Origin of the sequence: Aeromonas sp. 603757, assembly GCF_049171255.1 — a bacterium.
Taxonomy (GTDB): domain Bacteria; phylum Pseudomonadota; class Gammaproteobacteria; order Enterobacterales; family Aeromonadaceae; genus Aeromonas; species Aeromonas veronii_A.
This window is the reverse complement of sequence record NZ_JAAKOE010000012.1, coordinates 12,035-36,348: the sequence shown is the minus strand read 5'-3', so window position 1 is coordinate 36,348 and position 24,314 is coordinate 12,035. Positions and strand designations below refer to the sequence as shown.

Below are 24,314 nucleotides of genomic sequence, written 5' to 3'. Positions count from 1 at the left end.
TTATTGGTCTCTTGTGCGTTAGTTGAGGTTTTCCGTAGCCTGCCCACAAGGAGCGAGAGGAATTCTAATCAAATAAAATTGGGGGTGAAACAACTTCTCGGGAACTTTATCCGGAAGTGTGAATCTAATCACCCCCGATTCTACGCAAACGCTTGCTATTTGTCAGCAACTGAGAACAACTCACCCCCTTTACGGGCGACCAGCACAATCAACAACAACACGGGCAAGCCCAACAAACTGGTGCCGACAAAGAAGGCGCTGTAGCCAATCTGCTCCACCACCTGCCCGGAAAAACCGGCCAACAACTTGGGCAGCAGCAACATCACCGAGCTGAACAGGGCGTATTGCGTCGCTGAAAACGCCACATTGGTCAGGCTGGAGAGATAGGTCACAAAAGCTGCGGTGGCGATGCCGGCGCTGAGGTTATCGAGCGAAATGATCAGGGTCAGCAGCTCCAGGTTGTGACCAACCTGATGGAGCAGGGCAAACAGCAGATTGGTGCTGGCGGTGAGCAGCGCCCCGAGAAACAGGATCCGCAGCGTGCCAAAGCGCATCACCAGCACGCCCCCCAGTGCCGCCCCCACCAGCGTCATGATAACGCCAAACACCTTGGTGATAGTGGCGACTTCGGTCTTGCTGAACTGCATATCCACATAGAAGCTGTTGGACATCACCCCCATCACCACATCCGCAATCCGGTAACAGGCGATAAGCAACAGGATAAGCAGCGCCGAGCGACCATAACGGCGAAAGAAGTCGGCAAACGGACTCCAGACCGCCTCATAACCCCAGGCTCCGGCACTTGCCAAGGGGGCGGGCCACCCCTTTTCCTGCAGCAGTGCCTTGCGCTCTGCCTGTTGTCTGCCCTGACCGGCCAGATCGATATCAGGTTCATGGCAGAACAGCGTGGTAATCACCCCGAGTGACATCAGACCGGCCATCACCAGATAGGTGATCTGCCAGCCACGATAGTCATAGCCGCTGTTGCTGCCAAACCAGGCTGCCAGCGCCAATGCGCCGGCACCGGCGATGATCATCGCCAACCGGTAGCCAGTCATGTAGGAGGCCGCCATCGCAGCCTGCAGTCGCTCGGGCGCGGATTCGATGCGATAGGCGTCGATCACGATATCCTGAGTCGCCGAGGCAAAGGCCACCAGCAGGGCGAACAAGGCCAAATGAGTCAACCCGCTCTTGGGATCACAAAACGCCATCCCTACCAACGCAGCCGCGATCAATAGCTGGGAGAAGAACATCCAGCTACGACGACGCCCCAACAGGGTAGAGAGCAGTGGCAATGGCATACGATCCACCAGCGGCGACCACAACCATTTAAAGCCGTAGGCCAGCGCCACCCAGCTCATGTAACCGATATCGGTCAGGCTGACATCGGCCTCGCGCAACCAGAATGAGAGGGTGCCAAATACCAGCAACAGCGGCAGACCCGATGAAAAGCCCATGGCAAAGAGAATGAGTACTCGGGCTTCGAGATAAACAGCGAGCGATTCCCGCCAACTCGGTGTGCGGATCATATTCAACTACCTGACGACTTTGGAAAAGTGCGTCATTTTGGCAGGTTGATGGCAGATAGCCAAGGCAAGCAAAGAGATAGGCAAAAGAAGCCCGGATAGAGAAAAGGCCCATCCCGAACGGGATGAGCCTTGTATTGTGATCTGACGAGGCGAGGTGACGAACCGCGTCCGGCGAGAGTTACTTGCCCGCTTTCTTGTCGACTTTCTTGTCTGCCGGAGTTTCTGCCAGCAAGAACACCTTCTTCAGAATGATGGGACTGGTCGGCACATCATTGGCACGCAAAATGGGGCTGTAACCGGTCTGTACCTGGGCCAACTTGTCCAGCACCTCCATCCCCTGCACCACCTGACCGAACACGGTATAACCCGCGGCGCCACCGGCGTTGAGGTTATTGTTGTCGACCAGATTGAAGTAGAACTGGCGAGTAGCGCTGTCGACCGCCTGGGTGCGAGCCATGGCGATGGAGCCACGCTTGTTGGGCAGACCGCCACGCGACTCGTTGACCACCGGCTCATAAGTCGGCAGCTGCTGGAACTGCTGGTTGTAACCCCCACCCTGCACCACGAAATCCTGGATCACCCGGTGGAAGATACTGCCGTCATAGCTGCCATCAGCCACGTAGCGCAGGAAGTTCTTCACCGTCTGGGGCGCCTGCTTAGGAGCCAGCTCCACCACGATATTGCCGTGGTTGGTCTCCATTCTGACTTTCGGGCCTGCGAACGCCAGCGGGGCGATCAGCATGGCCAGCAACCAGAGTTTTTTCATCATCAGACCCCTGCACCGTTCGGTTGACCTTTCAGGTAACCGCGCAGCGCGTCATCCGCCATGATCTGCTGCAGCACGCTACCCAGTTGCAGGTTCAGTGTAGACTCCAGGTCGGCCATGCTTGGCTCGCTCGGGCTCTCCTTGCTGGAGGACATGTTGAACTGCTTGGTCAGACGGTTGCCCTGAAAATCGGCGATCACCTGCAGGCTGACGCGGGATTTGGTGACATAGGTAAAGGTCTTCTCTTCCACATTGACTGCGGCGTTGGAAATCACCAGCGTCAGGTTGGTGGTGCCACTGTTGCCCACTTCCAGACCCTGGCTGCGCAGACCTTCGGCCAGCCGCTCGGCCATCAGCAGGTTGAGCGGACGCTCGCTGTTGACCAGCACGGGCGCTTTCTCTTTATGTTTGATGGAGAAGACGTAGGCAGCCTCACGCTTGTCTACCCCTTCCATGGTGATGCGATTGCCAGAGTAGTATTGCTGGTTGGCGGGGATCACCTGCGGATTGAGCAGCGCTGTCTCCGGCCAATGAGTGGCACACCCGCCCAGCATCAGGGCGGCCAGCAGCAAGAGTGACTTTTTCATCATGGTTTCCTTTGGCTTTAGCGTTTGATGGCTTTCAAAATAACGAATTTGCTGTTCGACGCAACGACTTGTGCGTTGGCAAACAAGCGCTTGAGTTTGTTGTGATAGTCCAGATGACGGTTGCCTACTATCCAGAGTTCACCCCCTTGAGGCAACACCCGGTGCGCATCGCTGAACATCTGCCAGGCGATATGATCGGTGATCGCCTGTAGCTGATGGAAAGGAGGGTTGCAGAGGATCCGATCCGCCGAGCCGACCGCCACCCCGTCGAGACAGTTATTGACCATAAAGCGGGCACGCGGCAGTGCATCAGGCAGATTGTGCTCGACGTTGAGCTGTGCCGAGGCGACTGCCATATAGGATTCATCGATAAAGGTCACCTCCACCTCGCTGTCTTTGGCGAGCAGCGACAGACCCAGCACCCCGTTGCCACAGCCCAGATCGATCACCTTGCGGGCACTGTGGATGGGCAGGTTGTCCAGCATAAAGCGGGCACCGATATCGAGACTGGTGCGCGAGAAGACGTTGGCATGGTTGTGGATGAGCATGCCACTCCCCTCCAGCGGCCAGACAGTCGGGAAGGGGTTGGCCAGCGCGGGACGTTCTGCCTGCGGCTCGCAGTGAATGAGGCGCGCCTTCTTCCAGGCCAGCGAGGTACGGGTAGGCCCCAAATACTTCTCGAACAACTTGAGGGTGGAGGTATGAATATCCTTCGCCTTGCCGGCAGCAATAACGCGGGTTGCCGGTGTCACCACCGCACGCAATGCCAGCAGCTGCTGCTCCAGCAGTGCCTGATATTTGGAGACCTTGATCACCACCAGCGCAGGGGCATCGGGCAGCGGCGCCAGCGCATCCTGCAAGCGGATACCACCCGCATCCAGTCCGTTTTCGGCCAGATTGGCCAGGGTCGCCCGCTCACTGATGTAGGAGTCGGTGACGCAGCAGGGGAAGTGCGGATGCAGATAGGCGGCCAGCGCGCCAAAACCGTCATTCATGATGATGACGGGGCCCGCCTGCTCGAGGGGAGACTCCGCCAGGGTGTTGATCAGGTATTCGTCAGCCGCATCCCAGGCTTGCAGGGTCTCCTGACTCTGGCGCGGATAGCGGTAGAGCGTGAGCTGGCAATGGGGAGTGTCGAGAAGGGTTTGCATAGGAAGAGTCCAACCTCGGCTTGATTCGTGTATACAGGCGCCAGGGGCGACGCAAAGTGGCGCTATTCTAGCGAGGAGCAGGAATTTCACCAGTTCGATGCGCATCAAGGGGGCAACTGACGGGTGATTTCCCTCTTACGGGGGCTTATTCCATCCCGCGACTGCCGATAGAATGGCCCGACATTCACTCTGGAAGCCGATCCGATGACTATCCAACAACTGATTGAAGCCAAGCTGACCGCCGCCCTCTCCCCTACCGTGCTGGAGGTGATCAACGAGAGCCACATGCACCGTGTGGAACCGGGATCTGAGAGCCACTTCAAGGTGGTGATCGTCAGCGAACAGTTTGCGGGTCAGCGCCTTCTCTCTCGGCATCGTCAGGTCAACGCCATCCTGGCCGATGAACTGGCCGGCGCTGTCCATGCACTTGCACTGCATACCTACACGGCAAGCGAGTGGCAGGAGAAGGGTAAGGCACCACGCACACCAGCTTGTGTTGGCAACCCCTCGCACTCCTGAACGGCTAGCTGTCACCCATTGCTCTGACCCACCACCCTATGGGTGACAAACAAACAAAAATTAAACAAAAAGCCGCCAGCCTGCTGATCCTGACAACCATAAATAGGTTTTTAATTCAGTTTTCCCTGGCGGCTTAGTCACAGCCTTACACAAGCATACCCCCATGGGGGTATTAAACTAAAAAAACCTTTAAAACCACAGCTTACAAGGAATTCAGGGGTTATTCATTGCAGGTTAATTTTGTGATGACGCAGGGATTTTGCCTATTTGGCATGGCAGAAAATGGGCCTTAAGTGGTAGACTCAAGCGCTTTTGAGTGACCTCGCATGTTGAATAATTGCTGAGCCTGACCACCCGGCGCAGCCACAACAGCGACTCATTCAACCACCCGTCGTGATGTATTTCTCGGCGCTAACCAACCTCTCTTCCCGTAACGGTAGTGCAATTAAGTATGATTACAATCAAAAGAGGACTGGACATCCCCGTGCTGGGTGCGCCAGAGCAAGTAATCTACGATGGCCCCGCCATCACCCGTGTTGCTACACTGGGCGAGGAGTTCGTGGGGATGCGACCTACTATGTTCGTCAAAGTAGGTGATCGCGTCATCAAAGGTCAGGAGCTCTTCGAAGACAAGAAGAATCCCGGCGTTAAATTCACGGCCCCCGCCACCGGCGTAGTTTCAGAGATCAACCGTGGAGCCAAACGTGTGCTCCAGTCAGTGGTCATCGACCTCGACGGCTCCGATGAGCAGGTGACCTTCGAGCATTTTGCCTCTTCCGAGCTGGCCAAGCTCGAGCGCAGCAAGGTGCAAGAGATCCTGGTTGCATCAGGTCAGTGGATAGCACTGCGCACTCGCCCGTTCAGCAAAGTCCCTGCGGTTGGCTCAGCCCCGCGCGCCATCTTCGTGACCGCGATGGACACCAACCCGCTGGCTGCCGATGCCGAGCTGATTATCAAGGAACAGCCGCAGGCCTTCCTCGATGGTCTTGCCGTATTGACCCGCCTGACCGACGGCACCGTCTATGTCTGTAAAGGCGAAGGCAGTCTGCCTCACTCCTCTTTGGCTCAGGTCAAGGAAGAGATCTTCGTCGGTCCGCACCCTGCCGGTCTGCCGGGTACCCATATCCACTTCCTGGATCCGGTCAGCAGCACCAAGGTGCAGTGGCACATCAACTATCAGGATGTGATCGCATTCGGCAAGCTGTTCACCACCGGTCAGATCTGCACCGACAAGGTGATCGCCCTGGCCGGCCCGAATGTGCTCAAGCCGCGTCTGCTGCGTACCCGTCTGGGGGCCTGCATCAGCCAACTCACCAACAATGAGCTGCGTGCCGATGAAAACCGCGTCATCTCCGGTTCCCTGCTGAGCGGCGCCAAGGCTGAGGGTGTTCACGACTATCTGGGTCGTTACCACAATCAGGTCTGTGCACTGGGCGAGGGTCGCGAGAAAGAGTTCCTGGGCTGGATCAACCCCAGTGCCAACAAGTTCTCCATCACCCGCACCACCCTCTCTCATCTGATGAAGGGTCGCCTTATCAACTTCACCACCACTACCAACGGTAGTGACCGTTCCATGGTGCCTATCGGCAACTATGAACGGGTGATGCCACTCGACATCCTGCCTACCCTGCTGCTGCGGGACATGGTCTCCGGCGATACCGACGGTGCGCAAGCACTGGGCTGCCTGGAGCTGGATGAGGAAGATTTGGCCCTCTGTACTTTCGTTTGCCCCGGCAAGACCGAGTACGGCCCTATCTTGCGTGAGTGCCTGACCAAGATTGAACTGGAAGGTTAAGCGATGAGTTTCAAGCAACTTCTTGAAAATATGGAACATCACTTCGAACCGGGTGGAAAGTACGCCAAGTACTACGCCCTGTTCGAAGCGGCGTATACCCTGTTCTATACCCCGGGTAGCGTTACCCGCAATGCCGCCCACGTCCGTGATGCGCTCGATCTGAAGCGCATGATGATCATGGTGTGGCTGGCCGTGTTCCCGGCCATGTTCTGGGGCATGTACAACGTTGGCAACCAGGCCATCGCCGCCATTGCCCACATGGGCTCGGCAGCCGGTGCCAGCAGCTGGCAATATGCCCTGGCGACCATGCTGGGTGCCTCCCTCGATCCCGCTGTTGCCGGTATCGGCAGCAAGATGCTGATTGGCGCCACCCACTTCTTCCCGATCTACATCACCGTCTTCTTTGTCGGTGGTTTCTGGGAAGTGCTGTTTGCCATGGTGCGCAAGCACGAGATCAACGAAGGCTTCTTCGTGACCTCCATCCTGTTTGCCCTGATCGTGCCGCCCGAGCTGCCCCTGTGGCAAGCTGCGCTGGGCATCACCTTCGGTGTGGTAATGGCCAAGGAAGTGTTCGGTGGTACCGGCAAGAACTTCCTGAACCCTGCGCTGGCAGGTCGTGCCTTCCTGTTCTTCGCCTACCCAGGCCAAATCTCCGGTGACGCAGTCTGGGTTGCCGTTGATGGCTACTCCGGTGCAACCGCGCTGAGCCAGTGGGCTCAGGGCGGCCAGATGGCGCTGATCAACGGTGCCACCGGTCAGGCTATCAGCTGGATGGACGCTTTCCTTGGCAACCTGCCGGGTTCCATCGGTGAAGTCTCCACCCTGATGATCCTGCTGGGTGCGGCCATGATCGTCTATATGCGCATCGCCTCCTGGCGCATCATCGCCGGCGTGATGGTCGGTATGATCGCCACTTCCCTGCTGTTCAACGTCATCGGTTCCGATACCAACCCCATGTTCAACATGCCGTGGCACTGGCATCTGGTACTGGGTGGCTTCGCCTTCGGTATGGCCTTCATGGCGACCGACCCTGTCTCCGCCGCCTTTACCAACAAGGGCAAGTGGTGGTACGGCGCCCTGATCGGCGTGATGGTCGTGCTGGTTCGCGTGGTCAACCCTGCGTTCCCGGAAGGCATGATGCTGGCCATTCTGTTTGCAAACCTGTTTGCTCCCCTGTTTGACCACTTCGTCGCTCAGGCAAACATCAAGCGGAGGATTGCTCGTGGCGTTTAATAAAGACTCAACCTTCGGCACCATCAGCGTGGTCACCGGCCTCTGTCTGGCCTGTTCCATCGTGGTATCCGTTGCTGCCGTTGGCCTGCGTTCTACCCAAGAGGAGAACAAGGCGCTGGATAAACAGAGCAATATTCTCTCCGTAGCCGGCGTGGACATCAGCGATGTAGCCAAGCGCGATCTGGCCAAGCTGTATGGCGACAAGATCGAAGCCCGTCTGGTGGATCTCGCCACCGGTAACTTTGTTGACGGCGATGCCGACAACTTCGATACCAAACAGGCGGCCAAAGATCCGGCGCAAAACATCCGTCTGGCTGCTGCCGAGGACAAGGCTGGCCTGCGCCAGATCTCCAAGCTGGTTCCGGTGTTCTTCGCCAAGGATGCCGATGGCAAGATCGACAACATCATCCTGCCCATCTACGGTCAGGGTCTGTGGTCTACCATGTATGCCTTCGTCGCGGTTGCCGCTGATGGCCAGACTATCAAGGGCATCACCTACTATGACCACGGTGAAACCCCTGGTCTGGGCGGTGAAATCGAAAACCCGGCCTGGCGCGAGCTGTTTGTCGGCAAGAAGCTGTTCGATCAGGATGGCATGCCGGCGCTGCGCGTCATCAAGGGTCACGCTCCGGCGGGCTCCGAGCACGAGATCGACGGTCTCTCCGGCGCCACCCTGACCGGTAACGGCGTACAGCATACCTTCGACTTTTGGATGGGTCCCAAGGGCTTCGGTCCTTTCCTGGCCAAGGTTCGTGCAGGAGAAATCAACAATGGCTGACAAGAGCGAAATGAAAAAGTTGCTGTTGACTCCAGTGCTGGGCAACAACCCCATCGCCTTGCAGGTGCTGGGTGTCTGTTCCGCACTGGCGGTTACCAGCCAGATGAAGACAGCGTTTGTAATGACCCTTGCGGTCATGGCGGTCACCGCCTTCTCAAACCTGTTCATCTCCCTGATCCGCAACCAGATCCCGAACAGCGTGCGGATCATTGCCCAGATGGCGATCATCGCCTCGCTGGTTATCGTGGTTGACCAGGTGCTCAAGGCGTATGCCTATGACATCTCCAAGCAGCTGTCAGTCTTCGTCGGTCTCATCATTACCAACTGTATCGTGATGGGCCGCGCCGAAGCCTACGCCATGAAGAGCGCGCCGCTCCCCTCCTTCCTGGATGGTATCGGTAACGGTCTGGGCTATGGCGCCATTCTGCTGAGTGTCGCGACCGTGCGTGAACTGCTGGGCTCCGGCACCTGGTTTGGCATCGAGCTGCTGCCGCTAGTGAACAACGGTGGCTGGTATGTACCCAACGGCCTCCTGCTGCTGCCGCCGAGTGCATTCTTCATCATTGGTCTGATCATCTGGGGCGTGCGCACCAAGGATCCCAAGCAGGTGGAGGCGAAGGATTAAGGTATGGAACACTATCTGAGTCTGTTGATTAAATCGATCTTCATCGAAAACCTGGCACTCTCCTTCTTCCTGGGGATGTGTACCTTCCTGGCGGTATCCAAGAAGGTCAAGACCTCCATGGGTCTGGGTATTGCCGTTATCGTGGTGCAAACCATCGCCGTACCGGTCAACAACCTGATCTACAACTACGTGCTGAAGGCCGGAGCTCTCTCCCCTGACCTGGATCTGAGCTTCCTGAGCTTCATCACCTTTATCGGGGTGATCGCAGCGCTGGTACAGATCCTGGAGATGGCGCTGGACAAGTACTTCCCGGCTCTCTACAACGCGCTGGGCATCTTCCTGCCGCTTATCACCGTGAACTGCGCCATCTTCGGTGGCGTCTCCTTCATGGTGCAGCGTGACTACACCTTCGTGGAGTCTGTGGTCTACGGCGTGGGCTCAGGGGCAGGCTGGATGCTGGCGATCGTTGCGCTGGCGGGTATCCGCGAGAAGATGAAGTACTCCGATGTTCCGGAAGGCCTGCGTGGTCTGGGCATCACCTTCATCACCGCCGGTCTGATGGCGCTGGGCTTCATGTCCTTCTCTGGTATCTCCCTGTAATCGGCTTTCCTGCAATCAGAAAGGAACGATAGATGGAAATTATTTTGGGTGTGGTCATGTTTACCGTGATCCTGCTGGCACTGGTGGCAGTCATTCTGTTCGCCAAGTCCAAGCTGGTGACCGCGGGCGACGTGACAATCAGCATCAATGGTGACCCGGCCAAGGCTGTGACCAGCCCGGCCGGTGGCAAGCTGCTCGGCGTACTCGCTGGCAACGGTATCTTCGTCTCTTCCGCCTGTGGCGGCGGTGGCTCCTGCGGCCAGTGCAAGGTACGGGTGAAATCCGGTGGCGGCGACATCCTGCCGACCGAACTGGATCACATCAGCAAGGGTGAAGCCCGTCACGGCGAGCGTCTGGCCTGCCAGGTCACCGTGCGTGGCGACATGGACATCGAACTGCCGGAAGAGATCTTCGGGGTGAAGAAGTGGGAATGTACTGTTATCTCCAACGATAACAAGGCCACCTTCATCAAGGAGCTCAAGCTGCAGATCCCCGATGGCGAGAGCGTACCGTTCCGCGCCGGTGGTTATATCCAGATCGAAGCGCCGGCTCACCACGTCTACTACAAGAACTTCGATATTCCCGAGGAGTATCGCGGTGACTGGGATCGCTTCAAGATTTTTGAGCTGGAGTCCAAGGTCGATGAGCCGATCATCCGTGCCTACTCCATGGCAAACTATCCGGAAGAGTTCGGCATCATCATGCTGAACGTGCGTATCGCGACCCCACCCCCGAGCAACTGGACTGCCCCTCCGGGACAGATGTCCTCCTACATCTTCAGCCTGAAGGCTGGCGACAAGGTGACTATCTCCGGTCCGTTCGGTGAGTTCTTCGCCAAGGATACCGATGCCGAAATGGTATTCATCGGTGGTGGTGCAGGTATGGCGCCGATGCGTTCCCATATCTTCGACCAGCTGCGTCGCCTGAAGTCCAAGCGCAAGATGAGCTTCTGGTACGGTGCCCGTTCCAAACGCGAGATGTTCTATGTCGAAGACTTCGACATGCTGGCGGCCGAGAACGAGAACTTCACCTGGAACGTAGCCCTGTCCGATCCGCAACCGGAAGACAACTGGGATGGCTACACCGGCTTCATCCACAACGTGCTCTACGAGAACTATCTCAAGAACCACGAAGCGCCGGAAGATTGCGAGTTCTACATGTGTGGACCTCCCGTGATGAACGCAGCCGTCATCAACATGCTCAAAGATCTGGGCGTTGAGGACGAAAACATCCTGCTGGATGACTTTGGTGGTTAATCCATGAACAGCGTTGTAAAGACCTGGCTAGCCTTCGGGCTAGCCTTTTTCTTGACAGGGTGCGGTCAGGAAAGCACGGTCCAGTCGAAACCGGAGATCCATATCACCGGCAGCACCATGGGCACTTACTACTCCATCAAGGTGGCGGACAACGTCATCAGCGATGCAGCCAAGTTTCAGGCCGAGGTCGATGTACTGCTGGAGCGAGTCAACGATCAGATGTCCACCTATCGCCCCGATTCCGAACTGTCGCGCTTCAATCAGCACCACAGTTCGACACCGGTAGTGGTATCGCGGGACACCGCGCGGGTCATTACAGAAGCCATTCATATTGGCCGTGAGAGCCAGGGGGCGCTGGACGTCACCGTCGGCCCCTTGGTCAATCTGTGGGGCTTCGGTCCGGACAAACGGCCGACCAAGATGCCATCAGAGGAGCTGATCACCCAGACCCGTCAGAAGACCGGCCTGGGCAACCTGCACGTCATCACTTCGGTCGATGCCGACACCCTGCAAAAGGACATCCCGGATCTTTACGTTGATCTCTCCGCCATTGCCAAGGGCTTTGGTGTCGACAAGGTGGCCGAGTATCTGGAGTCTCTGGGTGCGCGCAACTATCTGGTGGAGATCGGCGGCGAGCTGCGGATCAATGGCGTCAACGGCAAGGGACACCCCTGGCGCGTTGCCATCGAAAAGCCGACAGCCAATGCCGGTTCGGTGCAGGAGGTGATCGTTCCGGGTGACAACGGAGTGGCCACTTCGGGCGAATATCGCAACTACTATGAGATGGATGGCCAGCGCTTCTCCCACACCATAGATCCACGCACCGGCAAGCCAATCCAGCACCGCATGGTGTCGGTCACCGTGATCCACCCCTCCTGCATGACCGCAGACGGGCTGGCGACCGTATTCATGGTAATGGGACCGGAGAAGAGCCTGGCCTATGCCAAAGAGCGCGGCCTGGCGATCTTCGTGATCACCAAGACGGACAACGGCTTTGAAGAGGCCTACTCCGATGCGTTCAAACAGTATCTGGTCAGGAAATAGGGAGGATAGATGCAGGTTTTTCTGATCACCTTCGGGGTATTCATGCTGGTGATAGCCGCCATGGCTATCGGCTATATCTTCCAGAAAAAATCCATCTCCGGCTCCTGTGGCGGTCTGGGAAGCGTTGGCATCGAGAAAGAGTGCGACTGCCCCGAGCCCTGCGACAATCGCAAGAAGAAGATGGCCAAGGAAGAGGCCCGTCGCAAGATGCTGGAAGAGAACCGCATCATCTGATGACTCTGATTGTTCGATAAACAAAAGCGCGCCATCGGCGCGCTTTTTACTGGGCGTTATCTTGCGTTAACGGTCAGGCTGACGTTCGATATAGAGGATCACCTCGCCAAGATGGATACCGAACTTGCTGATCTCGGCACGATTGATCAGACGATCTTCGTCCAGCAGATACATCCAGTCATCGAAGCTCACCCGCACTACCTCGCCATCCGGCAGCGCCAGATCAAGCTGATAATGCCAGTTGAGGGCAAACCCTTGACTTTTACCCATCGCCTCCCCCACCACATCGGAAGCAGTACCTCGCCAGTGACCGTCAACCCCCTTGCTCAGATACCAGGTACGGGTCTGCTGGCGGCCATCATCAAAGTAGAACTGCTCGAACAGCTCTCCCTTGCCATCCTTCCAACGACCCACCATCTCGACCCGAAAGCGACTGGTCACTTCGCCGCTGCGGTCGGTTACCAGGCCGTGAGCCACTAATTTACCGTTGAAGAAACGGGCGAGATCCCAGCTTGGCCCCTGCCCCCGATAGTCATCGAGACTGGCACCACAGCCGCTCAGCAGCAAAAAAGGGAGCAACAGCAACCAGCGGTATGCACGATAGAAAAACATTGGAAACTCCATGTTCAGGGTTGGCCACGCAGGCGGCGGGTCAGGGCGGGATCGCGGCTGTTGTCAGCCAGCCAGATGGCGAGAAAAGCGGCCGAGAATTGCGGATCGGCCAGAGTGCCGAGGGGTTTTTCCTGCCACCAGAAGTGGCCTGCCCCCTCCTTGTCGACATAGAAGGTGAGCTTGTCGCCTGCCTGCACATCGGGCCAGAGTGCAGCGAGCTGGCCGAGCCAGCGCTGACGCTCGGCGTCAGTGCCAAGACCTAGCCGCTGCCACTCGGCGGCGGTGGCGCTCAGCAGATCTTCCCGCTCGATGGATCGGGCATAGGTGAGAGTCAGAGCCTGTGGATAGTGACCGGGCTGATAGCGCCCGCTCGCGCTGTAGAGGGTGGCATCGTAGAGCTTGAACCAGAGCCAGTTCATCTCCCCCTGCCCGACCGGGCGCAACTGCTGCCAGGGGGCGGCAGAAGCCTGCACTGCGGTTGCAGCAAAGAGCGCAAACGCCAGCATCAGCGGGTTAATTCCACCCCATATGCCAGTGGTTGGGGTCTTCCAGTTCATGCCAGTCCATCTCCTGTTCCTGCAGGGTGTTGATATCCTGCATCACCACCTGCATCAGCTCCCCTTTCGCGTTCCGCTGGCAGGCAACCACCAGATAGAAGCGATCAGCGAGCTCATGCTGGCCCTCTTTGGTCCATTTGGAAAAAAGCAACGAGTCGGTCGAAAAGGTGTTTGTCATGACTCACCCTCCAGCTTGACCATTACCCACAGGAGTACGGGTAACCACCACATCCAGATCACTGCCAGCAGCGCCGTGCTGATCCAGATGCCCCAGGGTAAGTTTACTGCCCCCATGGCGGCCCCCGCCACATAGGAGGAGGTGCCGCCAAATACGCCAAACAGCGCCTGCTGCCAGCGAGGCAAGCTCAGCAGCCAGCGCATACCGTGGGCCAGCGTCAGGGCAAAACCGAGCCAGAGCAGCACCAGCCAGAGGGGAAAACCGGACGGGAACCGGAACAGGCCGAGCTGCCAGAGCAGGGCATCCAGCAGACAGCCGACGACCGCGATGGGAAGCAGCCGCCAGTCACGCTGGCGGCTGGGTGAGAAGAGAAAGTGCAGCAGCAACATTGCCAGCAGCGGGCCCGGCTGCTGCCACTTCACCGCCAGCAACCAGTAGAGGTTGAACCCCAGCAGGTGAGCCCACTGCCACATGGTCAGTGACCGCTTACTGGCACATCACCCGACCAGCCAGCGGGCCCCGGCTTGGCGGCCTCCAGCTGCACCAGACTGATGCTGCGCTCCCAGAATCCCCCCTCGCAATAGGCAAAGTAGAAGTGCCACAGCCGGATGAAATCCTGGCTGTAACCGAGCTTGGGCAGCTCGGGTGCCAACGCCAGAAACCGCTCGCACCAGTGAGCCAGTGTACGGGCATAGTGATGACCGTGATCGTGCAACCGCACCAGCTGCATGTCGGTCTCACGCGCCAGCAACCCCGCCATCTGGGAGACGCTCGGCAGGCAGCCACCGGGGAAGATGTAACGCTGGATAAAATCGACCCCGCGCAAGTACTGGGCATGGCGCTGATCGGCGATGGTGATGGCCTGAATGAGCAGACGGCCACCGGGCTTGAGCAGCCGCGACAGCTGGCGGAAATAGTCGGGCAGGAAGGCGTGCCCCACCGCCTCGATCATCTCGATGGAGACCAGCTTGTCATACGTCCCCTCCAGTTTGCGGTAATCCTCCAGCAGCAAGGTGATGCGATCCCCCAGCCCCTCCCGCGCAATCCACTCCTTGGCGTAGTCATGCTGGGCCCGGGAGATAGTCGTGGTGGTCACCCGGCAGCCATAGTGGTGGGCGGCATAGACGGCGAGGCCGCCCCAGCCGGTGCCGATCTCCAGCAGATGATCGTCAGGGCCCAGCTCCAACCGCTCGCAGATGGTACGCAGCTTGGCCTGCTGCCCCTCTTCCAGAGTGGCGTCGGCGCTCGGGTAGATGGCGCTCGAGTACTGCATATGGCTGTCGAGAAACCCCTGATAGAGGGTATTGCCGAGATCGTAGTGGGCGGCAATGTTGGAGCGCGAGCCGGTCAGGGTATTGCGATTAAGCCAGTGGCGCACCTTATTGAACGGGAAACTGAGCCAGCCGAGGCGCCGCTCAAGGGAGTCGAGCAGGGTCAGGTTGCGGGCCAGCAGCCGCACCAGCGCCACCGGATCCGGGCTGGTCCAGAGCCCCTCCACCCAGGTTTCCCCAGCGGCGATGCTGCCTCCCAGCAACAAGCGACGATAGAAGGCCGGATCCTGCACCACCAGTTCGGCATGCAGATCGGTGCCCGCGACGCCAAAGCTGTGCCGCTCACCGCCATCCCGCAGCAGCAGTTGGCCATGTTCGAGGCGACCCAGCAGATTGAGCAGCAGTTGTCTTGCCCCCTTGTCGATGAAAGAGGCAGAGAGGGTTGATTGAGCAAGTTCCATTAGCGGCTCTCCGGATGGGTAAAAATCGGTGTTCGTTTGATAAATAGACGCAGGGCCTGCCAGTAGATCCCGAGCAGCACCTTCATGGTCATCCAGGGCCAGCGGGTCAGCAGGGCTACCAACCCCTTGCGCGACAGCGGTTCGCGCGTGAGCGCAAGGGTTGCGTCAAACAGCTTGGCCTCACCGGATACGGGATGACTCTCGATATGGATCAGTGTCTCCTGCGCGGGCGGCCTGATGCGCCAGTGGTAACGCATCGCCAGCCCCATAAAGGGGGAGACGTGGAAATCCTTGTCATGGGGCGCCAGCGCCGCCAGATCCAGCAGGTAGTAGTGACGCTCGTTCCAGGGGGTGTTCGACACCTCCGCCAGCAGATAGCGCGCCTCTCCCTGTCGGTAGCAGAAGTAGAAGTTGACCGGGCTGAAGTAGAACCCCAGACAGCGCACGTTGCCGAGCAGCAGCACCCGTCCCTCGGGGTCGGCATCGCCACCCAACTCGCTCACCTTCTGCCACACCGCCTGCTTGAGGCTACCCTCGCTGCCCTTGAGATAGTCGTGGCGGTGAAACGAGAGCAGCCCTGCCCGCTCCACCCCGAACCAGCGACCCTGATCGAGCTGCGGCAGCTCGTCGAGATCCAGTCCCAGCATAAAGAGGCTGTAGGAGAAGGCGTGGGGCCGCGGTGCAAAACGGCGGTGGCGCACCGATCCCTGCCAGATGGCACTGGTGACGCCAGCCAGTTCGTCGGCACCCTCATGTTCGGTGACCACGGTGGCGCCGTTCATAGCTCGGCCCCGAAGCGCTGGGCAACGTCCAGCGCACTGCGCACCCCATCCTCATGGAAACCGTTGTACCAGTAGGCACCGCAGAAGTGGGTATGCTGCTGGCCGCAGATCTCCGCACGCCGCTGCTGGGCGGCGATGGAGGCCTGGTTGAACACCGGATGGTGGTAGACGAAGCGGCGCAGCACCTTGCTCTCATCCACCTTGCCCTTGGGGTTGAGGCTGACGCAGAAGGGCTCTGGCGAGTTCACCCCCTGCAGGATGTTCATGTTGTAGCTCACCAGCGGCCGCGCCTCGTCGTTGCCATCGAGCTGATAGTTCCAGCTGGCCCATGCCTTGCGGCGGGTGGGCAGGCAGCGCGCATCGGTATGAAGCCAGACATCGTTGGCCTGATAGGGCATGTCGCCGAGAATCGACTGCTCCTGCTCGCCGGGATCCGCCAGCAGCGCCAGCGCCTGATCGCTGTGGCAGGCGAAGATCACCTCGTCAAACCGCTCCTCGCCGTAACTGCTCTGGATCACCACCCCATCCGCGTCCCGCCGTACGCTCTGCACCGGACAGGCGAGTCGGATCTGCGACTGCCAACCCGCGGTGAGTGGCCCGATATATTCCCGCGAGCCGCCCGGGATCACGTACCACTGGGGGCGATTGGCCACATCCAGCAGACCGTGGTTGGCAAAAAAGCGCAGGAAGAAACCTAGGGGGAAGGCGCGCATATCGGCCAGGGTCGATGACCAGATCGCCGCCCCCATCGGCAAGATGTAGTGGCGGGCGAAGTAGTCGCTAAACTCCCCCGCCAGCAAAAAATCCCCCAGAGTCAGCTCGGGGACTGCATCCTGATGTTGACCATCTGCCAGCCAGGCTCGTGCCTCCCGGTTGAACCGCAAAATCTCGGCGACAAAACCGTAGAAACGGGGACTCAGCAGATTACTGCGCTGGGCAAACAGGGTGTCGAGGTTGTGGCCGTTGTACTCCAGCCCCTCCGGGCTCTTTACCGAGAAGCTCATCTCGGCCGGTTGGCGCGCCATGCCGATCCGTGCCAGCAACTTCAAGAAGTTGGGGTAGGTGCGATCGTTGAAGACAATAAAGCCGGTGTCGATGGCATAGCTGCGGCCAGCCTGATTCACATCGACGGTCGCAGTGTGGCCGCCCAGAGTCGGCGCCGCCTCGAACAGGGTGATGTCATGGTGTTTGTGGAGCAGAAAACCGGCGGTGAGCCCCGAGATCCCTGAACCGACGATGGCGATCTTTTTCTTCATGAATGGCTTCCTTTCGATACGAGTGCGCGGCCAAGGCGCAGCCAGAGCCCCACCGGCAGCGCACCAAGCAGGCGCAGCAACCAGATGAAACGGCGGGGAAAGTGGATCTGGTGACGACCAGCGGTCAGCCCGTCCATGATGGCACGGGAGGCCTGCTCCACCGTCACCAGACAGGGCATGGGAAAATCATTTTTGGCGGTGAGCGGAGTCTGGACAAAGCCGGGGCGGATCAGGGTCACCCCGATCCCTTTGCTGGCCAAATCGAGGCGCAAGGTATCCGCCAGATAGTCGAGGGCCGCCTTGGAGGCGCCATAGGCCTCGGCTCGTGGCAGCGGCAGCCAGCTCACCGACGAGCTGACGATGGCCAGCCGAGATCCCGCCCCGAGCAACGGCAAGAAGGCGGCCAAAGCATGGCCGGTGGCGGTCAGATTGGTGTCGATGACACGGGCAAACAGCTCGCTGTCAAACCCATCGCCGACATCCATGTACTCGCAGTTGCCTGCGTTGAGGATTAGCAGATCAAGGGATGGCAGCGTAGCAGCCACCCCGTTCATAGCGGCCAGATCCCGGGCATCAAATTGCAGCGGCGTGACGCCATCCAGCCCCAGCGCCTGCAGCCGTTCGCCATCGCGGCCACAACCCCACACCTGCCAGCCTGCCCGCCGGTAATCCAGCGCCAGTTGACGACCGATGCCGGAGGTCGCGCCTGTAATAAGCACCCGGCCGCTCATGCGCCCAGCCTCATCTTGATAGTGCGCACCACTGGCCCGAGCAGCGGCAACTGCTCGTAGAGCATGGCGCCCAGGTCAAAATAGTCCCGGTGCTGGCACACCTTGCCCGCCTCGTTGAACTCGAGGCGGGTGGCCCCCTCCACCGTCACCGGCTCACCACCACGCAAGCTGGGGTGGGAGAAGGTCATGGTCCAGCCGAGCCAGGCCTGCTGCCCTTGCTGCTGCTGACTGGTAATGACGAAGCGACAGTAGGCGAGGCGCTGATAGAGGGCGGCAAAATAGTCGCCAAGGGCCGCCAGTCCCTCGATACGGTGCGCAGGATCGGTAAAGACCACCTGTTCGGCATAGACCTCGGGCAAGCGGTGCAACTGCTGTTTGTCCAGTTGCTGATAGAGGCCAATAAAGCGGGCCAGCGGCTCGTTCATCCTATTTCTCCAGAGAGCGAAACATCTCGATGGCTCTCACCCGGGCAACGGCGTGATCCACCATGGGTGCCGGATAATCACGTTGCCCCTTGAGTCGCAGCCAGTCGTGGGGCTGATGCACATAAGCGGCGGGAATATCGGCAAGTTCAGTTACCCAGGTACGGATAAACTCCCCTTGTGGATCAAATCGTTGCCCCTGAGTGGTGGGGTTGAAGACCCGAAAGTAGGGGGCCGCATCGGCACCGGTGCCCGCTGCCCACTGCCAACCACCGTTGTTGGCCGCCAGATCCCCATCGATGAGCCTACTCATGAAGTAATCCTCCCCGAGCCGCCAGTGGATATGGAGATCCTTGGTGAGAAAGCTCGCCACTATCATTCGCAGCCGGTTGTGCATCCAACCGGTGGCGTTGAGGCAGCGCATCGCTGCATCGACGATGGGATAGCCGGTCCGTCCCTCGCACCAGGCGGCGAAGGCATCCGGATCCCAGCTCCACGGCAAGGCGGCAGTCTCCGCCTTGAAGGGGCGATTCATGGAGAGAGTCGGGATCAGCACCAGCAGGTGGCGATAGAACTCGCGCCAGATGAGCTCATTAAGCCAGACAAAGCCGGGCTGAGCCTTCGACTGGGGCCGATAGCCAAGCCGCTGCTGGAGCGCCGCCACGCACTGACGGGGGCTGATGATGCCCGCCGCCAGATAGGGGGAGAGCACAGAGGTGCCCGCGATGGCAGGAAAATCCCGGGTCTCGCCATAGTCGAGCACTGCCTGCTCCAGAAAAATGTTCAAACGACGCAGAGCTTCTGCCTCCCCCACCGGCCAGCGGGGATCAGCCGTCAGCTCGCCGAGCCCTTCATCAACCAACTCCCGCTCGGCCAGCGGCTGCCACGGCAACGACTCGCCACGGCGCGCAGGAGCGCGATGAATGACAAACCCCTCCTCGTCGAGGGCCTTGAGCCAGGCGCGGCTGAAGGGGGTGAACACCTTGAACATCTCACCCGAGCCGGTCAGCACCCGCCCCGGCGGCAATACGCAACAGCCGTTGAACCAGTGACAGCTCACCGCCAGCTCTGCCAGCGCGGCGCTGACGGCATGGTCGCGACGCTGCTCATCGATCTCGATAGCCTGATTGGCATAGAGCTGGGTCACCTCCAACTCGCGGCAGAGGTCTGCCAGCGCAGCGGGCGCCTCGGCAAAAGTCTCCACTCGCAGCAGATGGAGCGGGATGCCAAGGGCCGCCAGCTCGCGGCCCAATTCATCTACCTGCGCCAACATAAAGCGCTGACGGATGGGGGCCATTTTGTGCTGCCGCCACTGGGTAGGAGAGATGATAAAGAGCGCGGCCACCGGCTCATCACCGGCGCAGGCATGCCGCAGCGCAGGGTTGTCGGCAAGGCGCAGATCGTTGCGAAACCAGACCAGTTTCATGACTTTTTCCTCCCGCGTCCGCTGGTGCCAGCAGCATCTGGGGCATCCGCCATCAGCTCGGCAAGGCTCGCCTGCCAGCCATGGGCTTTAAGCCACTCATCGTCGTAGAGGCGCCCCAGCTCGCCAAACAGGCGCGTACCTGCGGGCCACCCGGCGGCCAGCTCCTGTTTGCCGAGCCCTGCCCCCAGCAGCACCAGCCAGGGGGTAACGGCACGCCCCTCCAGCAAGCTGGCATGGCGGGGCTCCACCGCCCCCAGCAGTTGCACCTCATAGCCCTGACCGATCAGCTCGTAGGCGGCCCAGATCAGGTCGAGAGGGCCCACCTGTCCCCAACTCGCCAAGGTGATCGGCACGCCCTTCTCCTGCTCGATCAGGTGGCGGGCGAAGCGGGTATGCAGCCAGCCCAGCCACACTTGTTGCAGCAGCTCGCCATCGGGCCGCTCGCGCCACAGCCCCAGCAGCCGCTCCACCAGCGGTTGCAGTACCCGGCTGCGCACCAGCTCGAACGGGTAGCTCGCCAGCAGGTCGTTGAGCTCGGCCTCCGCCTTGCGCTGGTTGAAGGCGAGCAGCGCCTGACTGAACTGCTCCAGGGTCTGCTGCCAGTGATCGCTCACCGGCTGGGCGTGGGGTTCGCTCAAGAGCCCCTTCACCTGCCCGATGCTCACCCCCCGCTCCAGCCAACTCAGGATCTCGCCGATCTGGCGAATATCCTGCTCGCTGTAGAGGCGGTGGCCCTTTTCGGTACGGGCCGGCTGCACCAGACCGTAGCGACGCTGCCAGGCGCGCAGGGTCACGGCGTTGATGCCGGTGAGGCGGGAGACCTCGCGAATGGGGTAGATCCCCTCATCAGCCAGAGGAGCAACTTCTTGCGGTAAATCAGACATGACAACGTCCATCAAACAGAGGGATGAAGCGCCCCGGCGCAAACAATGCGCCGGAGCAACAGAACGGATTCAGAGCCCGTAACGCAATTTGAGCGTATCGGGGTGTGGATTGAGATATACCTGCTCGGCGAGATAGGGATTGGGGTACTCGCGCAGGTAGTGACGGATCAGGGTGAGCGGCACCAGCAAGGGGAATATGCCGGTGCGGTACTTGTCGATGGTATCGGCAAGCTCCTGCTTCTGGGCCGGGGTCAGCACCCGCTTGAAGTAGCCCTGCAGGTGCATCAGCACATTGGTGTGACTGCGGCGGTTGGCTCGCAGGGTCAGCGCCGTCATCAATCCCTTGATATAGTTGTCGGCCACCTCCTGCAGGTTGGCGGACTTGCCCAGATTGCCGAGCAGCTTGCCAAGCGCCCGGTAGTGGGTGGTGGCGTGGGAGAGCACCAGATACTTGTAGCGGGAGTGGAAGCGGATCAGCGCAGAGGCGGTGATACCGCGGGCGCAGAGTTGCTGCCAGTCGTGGTAAGCAAAGACCCGCAGCACGAAGTTCTCCCGCAGGATGGGGTCGCACAGACGGCCATCCTCTTCCACCGGCAGCAGGGGGTTGGCCTCCATCAACGCCTTGGCAAAGAGGCCAATCCCCTCCTTGGCGCTCCCCTCGTTGTTGGCGCCATAGACCTTGACCCGCTCCATACCGCAGCTGGGTGATTTGGCACAGAGGATATAACCGGAGATGAAGTCGAGCTGGCGTGCCTTCTGCTCGCTGAAGGCAATCAGCTTTTCGGTGACATCGAAGCTACCGTTGCTCGCCTCGGCACGGATCTCGCCGTTGCGCTTGACCAGCCGGATGGCGGCGCGAGGCGCCCCTAGACCGATGGCCATCTCGGGACAGACGGGGTGATAGTCAAAGTGAGCGCCAAGATCCCGTTCGCAGAAGCTGGAGCGCTTGTGGCCCCCGTCGAAACGCACCTCTTGTCCCAGCAGGCAAGCACTGATACCGACTTTAATCTTGTACATGATGGCACTCCTTGTATAAGTCTTGATTCAGTTATAGCAGTTATACAAAAAAATGGAAGTTGTATAACTATTGCCGACTGATACGACACAAGGAGAAAAAAGAGATCACCGGAAAACGAAAAAACCCATGGCGAACGCCATGGGTAAAAATCAAGACACTACGGACTACTGGAAGGAGGATCAGAAGCTGTACTTCACACCCAGGCTGGAGATGGAGCCTTTCTGCAGATCCCAGCTGCGATAGGTGTAGTCGGCAGTCAGCGCCCAGTTCTGGTTGAGCTTGTAAGCACCGCCTACCTTGAAGTCATGCATATCGTCGGTCATGTTGGCGTAACGGTAAGCCGTGGAAAGCTCGATGTCGCCGATGTCGTAGCGCAGACCCACTTCACCGTACATGCTGCCACTATCCTTGCGAGCCACTTCGTCCCATCCCTTGTTGTTCTTGGCCAGCTCACGCTCAAGTTGATAGCCCATCAAACCGGTTTCGCCATAGAGATTGAGTCCTGTGCTCAGCGGGGTAAAGACACCGATACCCAGGCTGGAGATGGACATGCTGTCATTGCCGTCGTTGCGGGAGGTGAATTCGGTTCCGGCACGACCGTAGAAGTTGGAGCCAAAGCTCTTTGAGAGGTCCAGGCTCAGACCACCAAAATCACGGGTACCTTTGCTGGCAGCATCACGGGGAAATGCAGCGCTGTCTTGGCTAAGGTAATCAGACTTGGTGTGCGCCCAGGTCAAACCGCCCTTTGCGTAGCTGAACGCATCCTGTGCCAGAGCGGAAGTAGAGGCGAAACCGGCCAGAACCAGAAGAGATACAGTTGCTTTTTTCATGATGATAACTCCATGTGATTGGGCCCGTTGCTAGCGAGCTGGTATGGAGTCATTGTGCGGTCAGCATCCCGGCTTGCCGAGCGGCAAGCTGTTGCAAAACCATGTCAGATGTAAGCAGATATTTCCCGAGATGTCAGGGGTAACAAATTGCCGGCCCAATCGGTTTGCATGGGCCGGACAACACCAAATCAGCGGAAGACCACCTCATCAATTTCGACCCTGACCAAGGGCTGCCCGGTCAATCCGGCAGGACGGGGGATCTCGAGGGCCAACGACGGACGGACTTGCCCCTTGCGCAGATAGGTCTCCGGCAGGCGGTTCTCGGCAACCCAGAAACGGGCCTCCTGACGGCTCAGCTGCACTCCGTCAGCACTGAACAGGGTCACCATGCCACGCACCCCGACCACATTGCGGGTGCCGGTATTGCTCACCATAAAGGTCAGCACCAGCGGGTCAGATCCCTCGATCTTGTCCAGCTTGACCACCACACCGTCGCGTGCTGCTTGTGACAGCAATTCGGGGTTGGCCTTGGCCTGATCGGTCAGCACCGGAGCAGCAACGGCCACCACGGCCCCAGCCTTCCCATCAGCAGCCACGCCCTGTACGGACTCGGCCGGTTTGACCACCAGATACTCCCAGGTAAAGTCATCGTTGAGCTGAACCTGCCGACCATCGGGCAGCGTCACCCGAGAAAGAGGGGCAGCCTGCGCCAACACGGGGGAGAGGCACAGGGCAATCAGCAGACGGGAGAAGGGTTTCATAGGGCGAAGCTCGGCAACAGGTGAAAGGGCGACAGTATAAACAGTCCCGCCACCCCTTGCCTATGACGGCACTCACGTTCTGGCTCCGGCGTCGCTTGCCCACGGGCTAGATGGCAAGATCGTGCCGCTCTTTGTGCGCCATATCCAGAGTCACCAGATCGAACTCGGTCCTCTTGAGGGCAGAGAGAATATCCGATTGCATATCAAAGGCCTGAGCACGCTGATGCTCGGGCAGACGCACCCGGGCCAGGGTGGTAGAGCAGTCGCACAGGGTATGGAAAAAGACCTGCGCCTCATCCAGCCCCATGTCGGCCAGCATCTGTTCGGCCTGATCCACCATTCGTAGATAACGTTGCTTCAACTGCCGTGGATTGGTGAAGCGATTGCTGAGGCAACCGTTGCTCCCTTTGCCCCAACGACCGAGCTGACGCTTGTTGAAGCCATAGCGAAAATCACGGCTCATCACCCCGTTATCGGCAAAAAACCAGATGGTGTTGGCAGGCAGTGAGCCGAACTGGGCAAGATAGTCATCACGCTCCTCCACCGCGGCCGGAACCAGCAACGGCAGATGAGCCCATTCCGGACGAGCCTGCACATACTCACCAATGCGGCGAACCGGATCGATCAACCCCTCCATATTCGGCAGGCGATCGCAAAAGATGATTTCGTCACTCTTGATGACCCAGTGATCGATGCCATAACGCTGGCAATAACGGCGGGCTCGGGCCACTTCGCTGCGGCTGCGGGTCGGATTATCGAGGGTGATGGCGCGGATCTTGATCCCGCTGGCACGGCACAAATCGATGCTGTAACAGGATTCCAACCGCCCCGAAAAAGAGACTATCAGCTCGTCAAAATTTGCCAGTCGCTCAATCAGCTGCAGCTCCCTGGCTTGAAAAGAGTGATCATATCCCTGATTCAAGACAACAACATTGGCATCCATTAAACAGCTCCGGATGATAAACAGGTGGCTTATTGTGCGGGAAACAAGCTGAATAGGCCCTTACA

28 protein-coding genes are annotated in these 24,314 nt (G+C 59.2%); 9 read left to right on the top strand and 19 right to left on the bottom strand.

From position 1 onward, the window contains the following. Nucleotides 1-155 precede the first annotated feature (155 nt). The 4 genes from G5332_RS12785 to G5332_RS12770 form a co-directional block, all read right to left on the bottom strand. Nucleotides 156-1,535, bottom strand: a complete 1,380-nt coding sequence (locus G5332_RS12785; RefSeq protein WP_216951902.1) for an AmpG family muropeptide MFS transporter — start codon at nt 1,533-1,535, stop codon at nt 156-158. 172 nt (nt 1,536-1,707) lie between these two features. Next, complete coding sequence (locus G5332_RS12780; protein WP_335830618.1) at nt 1,708-2,295, bottom strand: peptidylprolyl isomerase; 588 nt, start codon at nt 2,293-2,295, stop codon at nt 1,708-1,710. Nucleotides 2,296-2,297: 2 nt separating this feature from the next. Continuing rightward, nucleotides 2,298-2,882, bottom strand: coding sequence for a YajG family lipoprotein (locus G5332_RS12775; RefSeq protein WP_005349692.1), 585 nt, complete (start codon nt 2,880-2,882; stop codon nt 2,298-2,300). Between the two features lie 17 nt (nt 2,883-2,899). After that, the gene (locus G5332_RS12770) at nt 2,900-4,033 is read right to left on the bottom strand and encodes a methyltransferase (protein ID WP_421249723.1); all 1,134 of its coding nucleotides are present in this window, start codon (nt 4,031-4,033) and stop codon (nt 2,900-2,902) included. A gap of 204 nt (nt 4,034-4,237) precedes the next feature. Between G5332_RS12770 and G5332_RS12765 the strand changes: the two genes are divergently transcribed. From G5332_RS12765 to nqrM, 9 genes are all read left to right on the top strand, one after another. Beyond that, nucleotides 4,238-4,552, top strand: a complete 315-nt coding sequence (locus tag G5332_RS12765; RefSeq protein WP_005343682.1) for a BolA family protein — start codon at nt 4,238-4,240, stop codon at nt 4,550-4,552. A gap of 451 nt (nt 4,553-5,003) precedes the next feature. Further along, nucleotides 5,004-6,347 carry a Na(+)-translocating NADH-quinone reductase subunit A gene (locus tag G5332_RS12760; RefSeq protein ID WP_216951904.1) on the top strand — a complete coding sequence of 448 codons (1,344 nt, stop codon included), beginning with the start codon at nt 5,004-5,006 and terminating at the stop codon, nt 6,345-6,347. 3 nt (nt 6,348-6,350) lie between these two features. Then, entirely contained in the window at nt 6,351-7,580 is a 1,230-nt protein-coding gene (locus tag G5332_RS12755; RefSeq protein WP_227341210.1) for an NADH:ubiquinone reductase (Na(+)-transporting) subunit B, read from the top strand. After that, on the top strand, nt 7,570-8,358 hold the full coding sequence (locus G5332_RS12750) for a Na(+)-translocating NADH-quinone reductase subunit C (RefSeq protein ID WP_005343676.1): 789 nt from the start codon (nt 7,570-7,572) through the stop codon (nt 8,356-8,358). The genes G5332_RS12755 and G5332_RS12750 overlap by 11 nt, the downstream gene beginning before the upstream one ends. Then, a complete protein-coding gene (locus G5332_RS12745) occupies nt 8,351-8,983 on the top strand; it encodes an NADH:ubiquinone reductase (Na(+)-transporting) subunit D (RefSeq protein WP_033114212.1) in 633 nt (210 codons plus the stop codon). Before G5332_RS12750 ends, G5332_RS12745 begins: the two co-directional genes overlap by 8 nt. A gap of 3 nt (nt 8,984-8,986) precedes the next feature. Further along, the gene (gene nqrE, locus G5332_RS12740; protein WP_227341212.1) at nt 8,987-9,583 is read left to right on the top strand and encodes an NADH:ubiquinone reductase (Na(+)-transporting) subunit E; all 597 of its coding nucleotides are present in this window, start codon (nt 8,987-8,989) and stop codon (nt 9,581-9,583) included. Nucleotides 9,584-9,615: 32 nt separating this feature from the next. Next, on the top strand, nt 9,616-10,839 hold the full coding sequence (gene nqrF, locus G5332_RS12735; RefSeq protein ID WP_216951907.1) for an NADH:ubiquinone reductase (Na(+)-transporting) subunit F: 1,224 nt from the start codon (nt 9,616-9,618) through the stop codon (nt 10,837-10,839). A 3-nt stretch (nt 10,840-10,842) separates the two neighbouring features. Further along, a complete protein-coding gene (locus G5332_RS12730; protein WP_216951908.1) occupies nt 10,843-11,883 on the top strand; it encodes an FAD:protein FMN transferase in 1,041 nt (346 codons plus the stop codon). 9 nt (nt 11,884-11,892) lie between these two features. Next, complete coding sequence (gene nqrM / locus G5332_RS12725; protein ID WP_216951909.1) at nt 11,893-12,117, top strand: (Na+)-NQR maturation NqrM; 225 nt, start codon at nt 11,893-11,895, stop codon at nt 12,115-12,117. Between the two features lie 66 nt (nt 12,118-12,183). Here nqrM and G5332_RS12720 read toward each other — a convergent pair whose 3' ends face one another. The 15 genes from G5332_RS12720 to G5332_RS12650 all read right to left on the bottom strand — a co-directional run bounded on the left by G5332_RS12720 (nt 12,184) and on the right by G5332_RS12650 (nt 24,249). Further along, entirely contained in the window at nt 12,184-12,729 is a 546-nt protein-coding gene (locus G5332_RS12720; protein WP_421231401.1) for a DUF3833 domain-containing protein, read from the bottom strand. A gap of 14 nt (nt 12,730-12,743) precedes the next feature. After that, nucleotides 12,744-13,286 (bottom strand): chalcone isomerase family protein, encoded by a 543-nt coding sequence (locus G5332_RS12715; protein ID WP_421231402.1) that lies wholly within the window; start codon nt 13,284-13,286, stop codon nt 12,744-12,746. After that, nucleotides 13,243-13,464 (bottom strand): TIGR02450 family Trp-rich protein, encoded by a 222-nt coding sequence (locus G5332_RS12710; RefSeq protein WP_421231403.1) that lies wholly within the window; start codon nt 13,462-13,464, stop codon nt 13,243-13,245. Before G5332_RS12710 ends, G5332_RS12715 begins: the two co-directional genes overlap by 44 nt. Beyond that, entirely contained in the window at nt 13,461-13,937 is a 477-nt protein-coding gene (locus G5332_RS12705; protein ID WP_421236219.1) for a DUF2878 domain-containing protein, read from the bottom strand. Before G5332_RS12705 ends, G5332_RS12710 begins: the two co-directional genes overlap by 4 nt. Nucleotides 13,938-13,939: 2 nt before the next feature. Continuing rightward, the gene (locus G5332_RS12700; protein WP_421249724.1) at nt 13,940-15,196 is read right to left on the bottom strand and encodes a class I SAM-dependent methyltransferase; all 1,257 of its coding nucleotides are present in this window, start codon (nt 15,194-15,196) and stop codon (nt 13,940-13,942) included. Continuing rightward, nucleotides 15,196-15,978 carry a DUF1365 domain-containing protein gene (locus G5332_RS12695; protein WP_421249725.1) on the bottom strand — a complete coding sequence of 261 codons (783 nt, stop codon included), beginning with the start codon at nt 15,976-15,978 and terminating at the stop codon, nt 15,196-15,198. Before G5332_RS12695 ends, G5332_RS12700 begins: the two co-directional genes overlap by 1 nt. Then, nucleotides 15,975-17,234, bottom strand: a complete 1,260-nt coding sequence (locus G5332_RS12690) for an NAD(P)/FAD-dependent oxidoreductase (RefSeq protein ID WP_421249726.1) — start codon at nt 17,232-17,234, stop codon at nt 15,975-15,977. The genes G5332_RS12695 and G5332_RS12690 overlap by 4 nt, the downstream gene beginning before the upstream one ends. Further along, nucleotides 17,231-17,965, bottom strand: coding sequence for an SDR family NAD(P)-dependent oxidoreductase (locus G5332_RS12685; protein WP_421249727.1), 735 nt, complete (start codon nt 17,963-17,965; stop codon nt 17,231-17,233). The genes G5332_RS12690 and G5332_RS12685 overlap by 4 nt, the downstream gene beginning before the upstream one ends. Next, nucleotides 17,962-18,390, bottom strand: a complete 429-nt coding sequence (locus G5332_RS12680; RefSeq protein ID WP_421249728.1) for a nuclear transport factor 2 family protein — start codon at nt 18,388-18,390, stop codon at nt 17,962-17,964. The genes G5332_RS12685 and G5332_RS12680 overlap by 4 nt, the downstream gene beginning before the upstream one ends. 1 nt (nt 18,391) lies before the next feature. Beyond that, entirely contained in the window at nt 18,392-19,813 is a 1,422-nt protein-coding gene (gene phrB, locus G5332_RS12675) for a deoxyribodipyrimidine photo-lyase (protein WP_421249729.1), read from the bottom strand. Then, nucleotides 19,810-20,697: a MerR family transcriptional regulator gene (locus tag G5332_RS12670; protein ID WP_421249730.1), complete on the bottom strand. Its 888-nt coding sequence runs from the start codon at nt 20,695-20,697 to the stop codon at nt 19,810-19,812. The genes phrB and G5332_RS12670 overlap by 4 nt, the downstream gene beginning before the upstream one ends. 69 nt (nt 20,698-20,766) lie before the next feature. Continuing rightward, nucleotides 20,767-21,714 carry a YbgA family protein gene (locus tag G5332_RS12665; protein ID WP_088869993.1) on the bottom strand — a complete coding sequence of 316 codons (948 nt, stop codon included), beginning with the start codon at nt 21,712-21,714 and terminating at the stop codon, nt 20,767-20,769. 180 nt (nt 21,715-21,894) lie between these two features. After that, nucleotides 21,895-22,545 carry a porin family protein gene (locus G5332_RS12660; protein WP_216979351.1) on the bottom strand — a complete coding sequence of 217 codons (651 nt, stop codon included), beginning with the start codon at nt 22,543-22,545 and terminating at the stop codon, nt 21,895-21,897. Between the two features lie 188 nt (nt 22,546-22,733). Continuing rightward, a complete protein-coding gene (locus G5332_RS12655) occupies nt 22,734-23,306 on the bottom strand; it encodes a DUF3157 family protein (protein ID WP_227341230.1) in 573 nt (190 codons plus the stop codon). 106 nt (nt 23,307-23,412) lie between these two features. After that, nucleotides 23,413-24,249: a hypothetical protein gene (locus G5332_RS12650; RefSeq protein ID WP_227341232.1), complete on the bottom strand. Its 837-nt coding sequence runs from the start codon at nt 24,247-24,249 to the stop codon at nt 23,413-23,415. Nucleotides 24,250-24,314 lie beyond the last annotated feature (65 nt).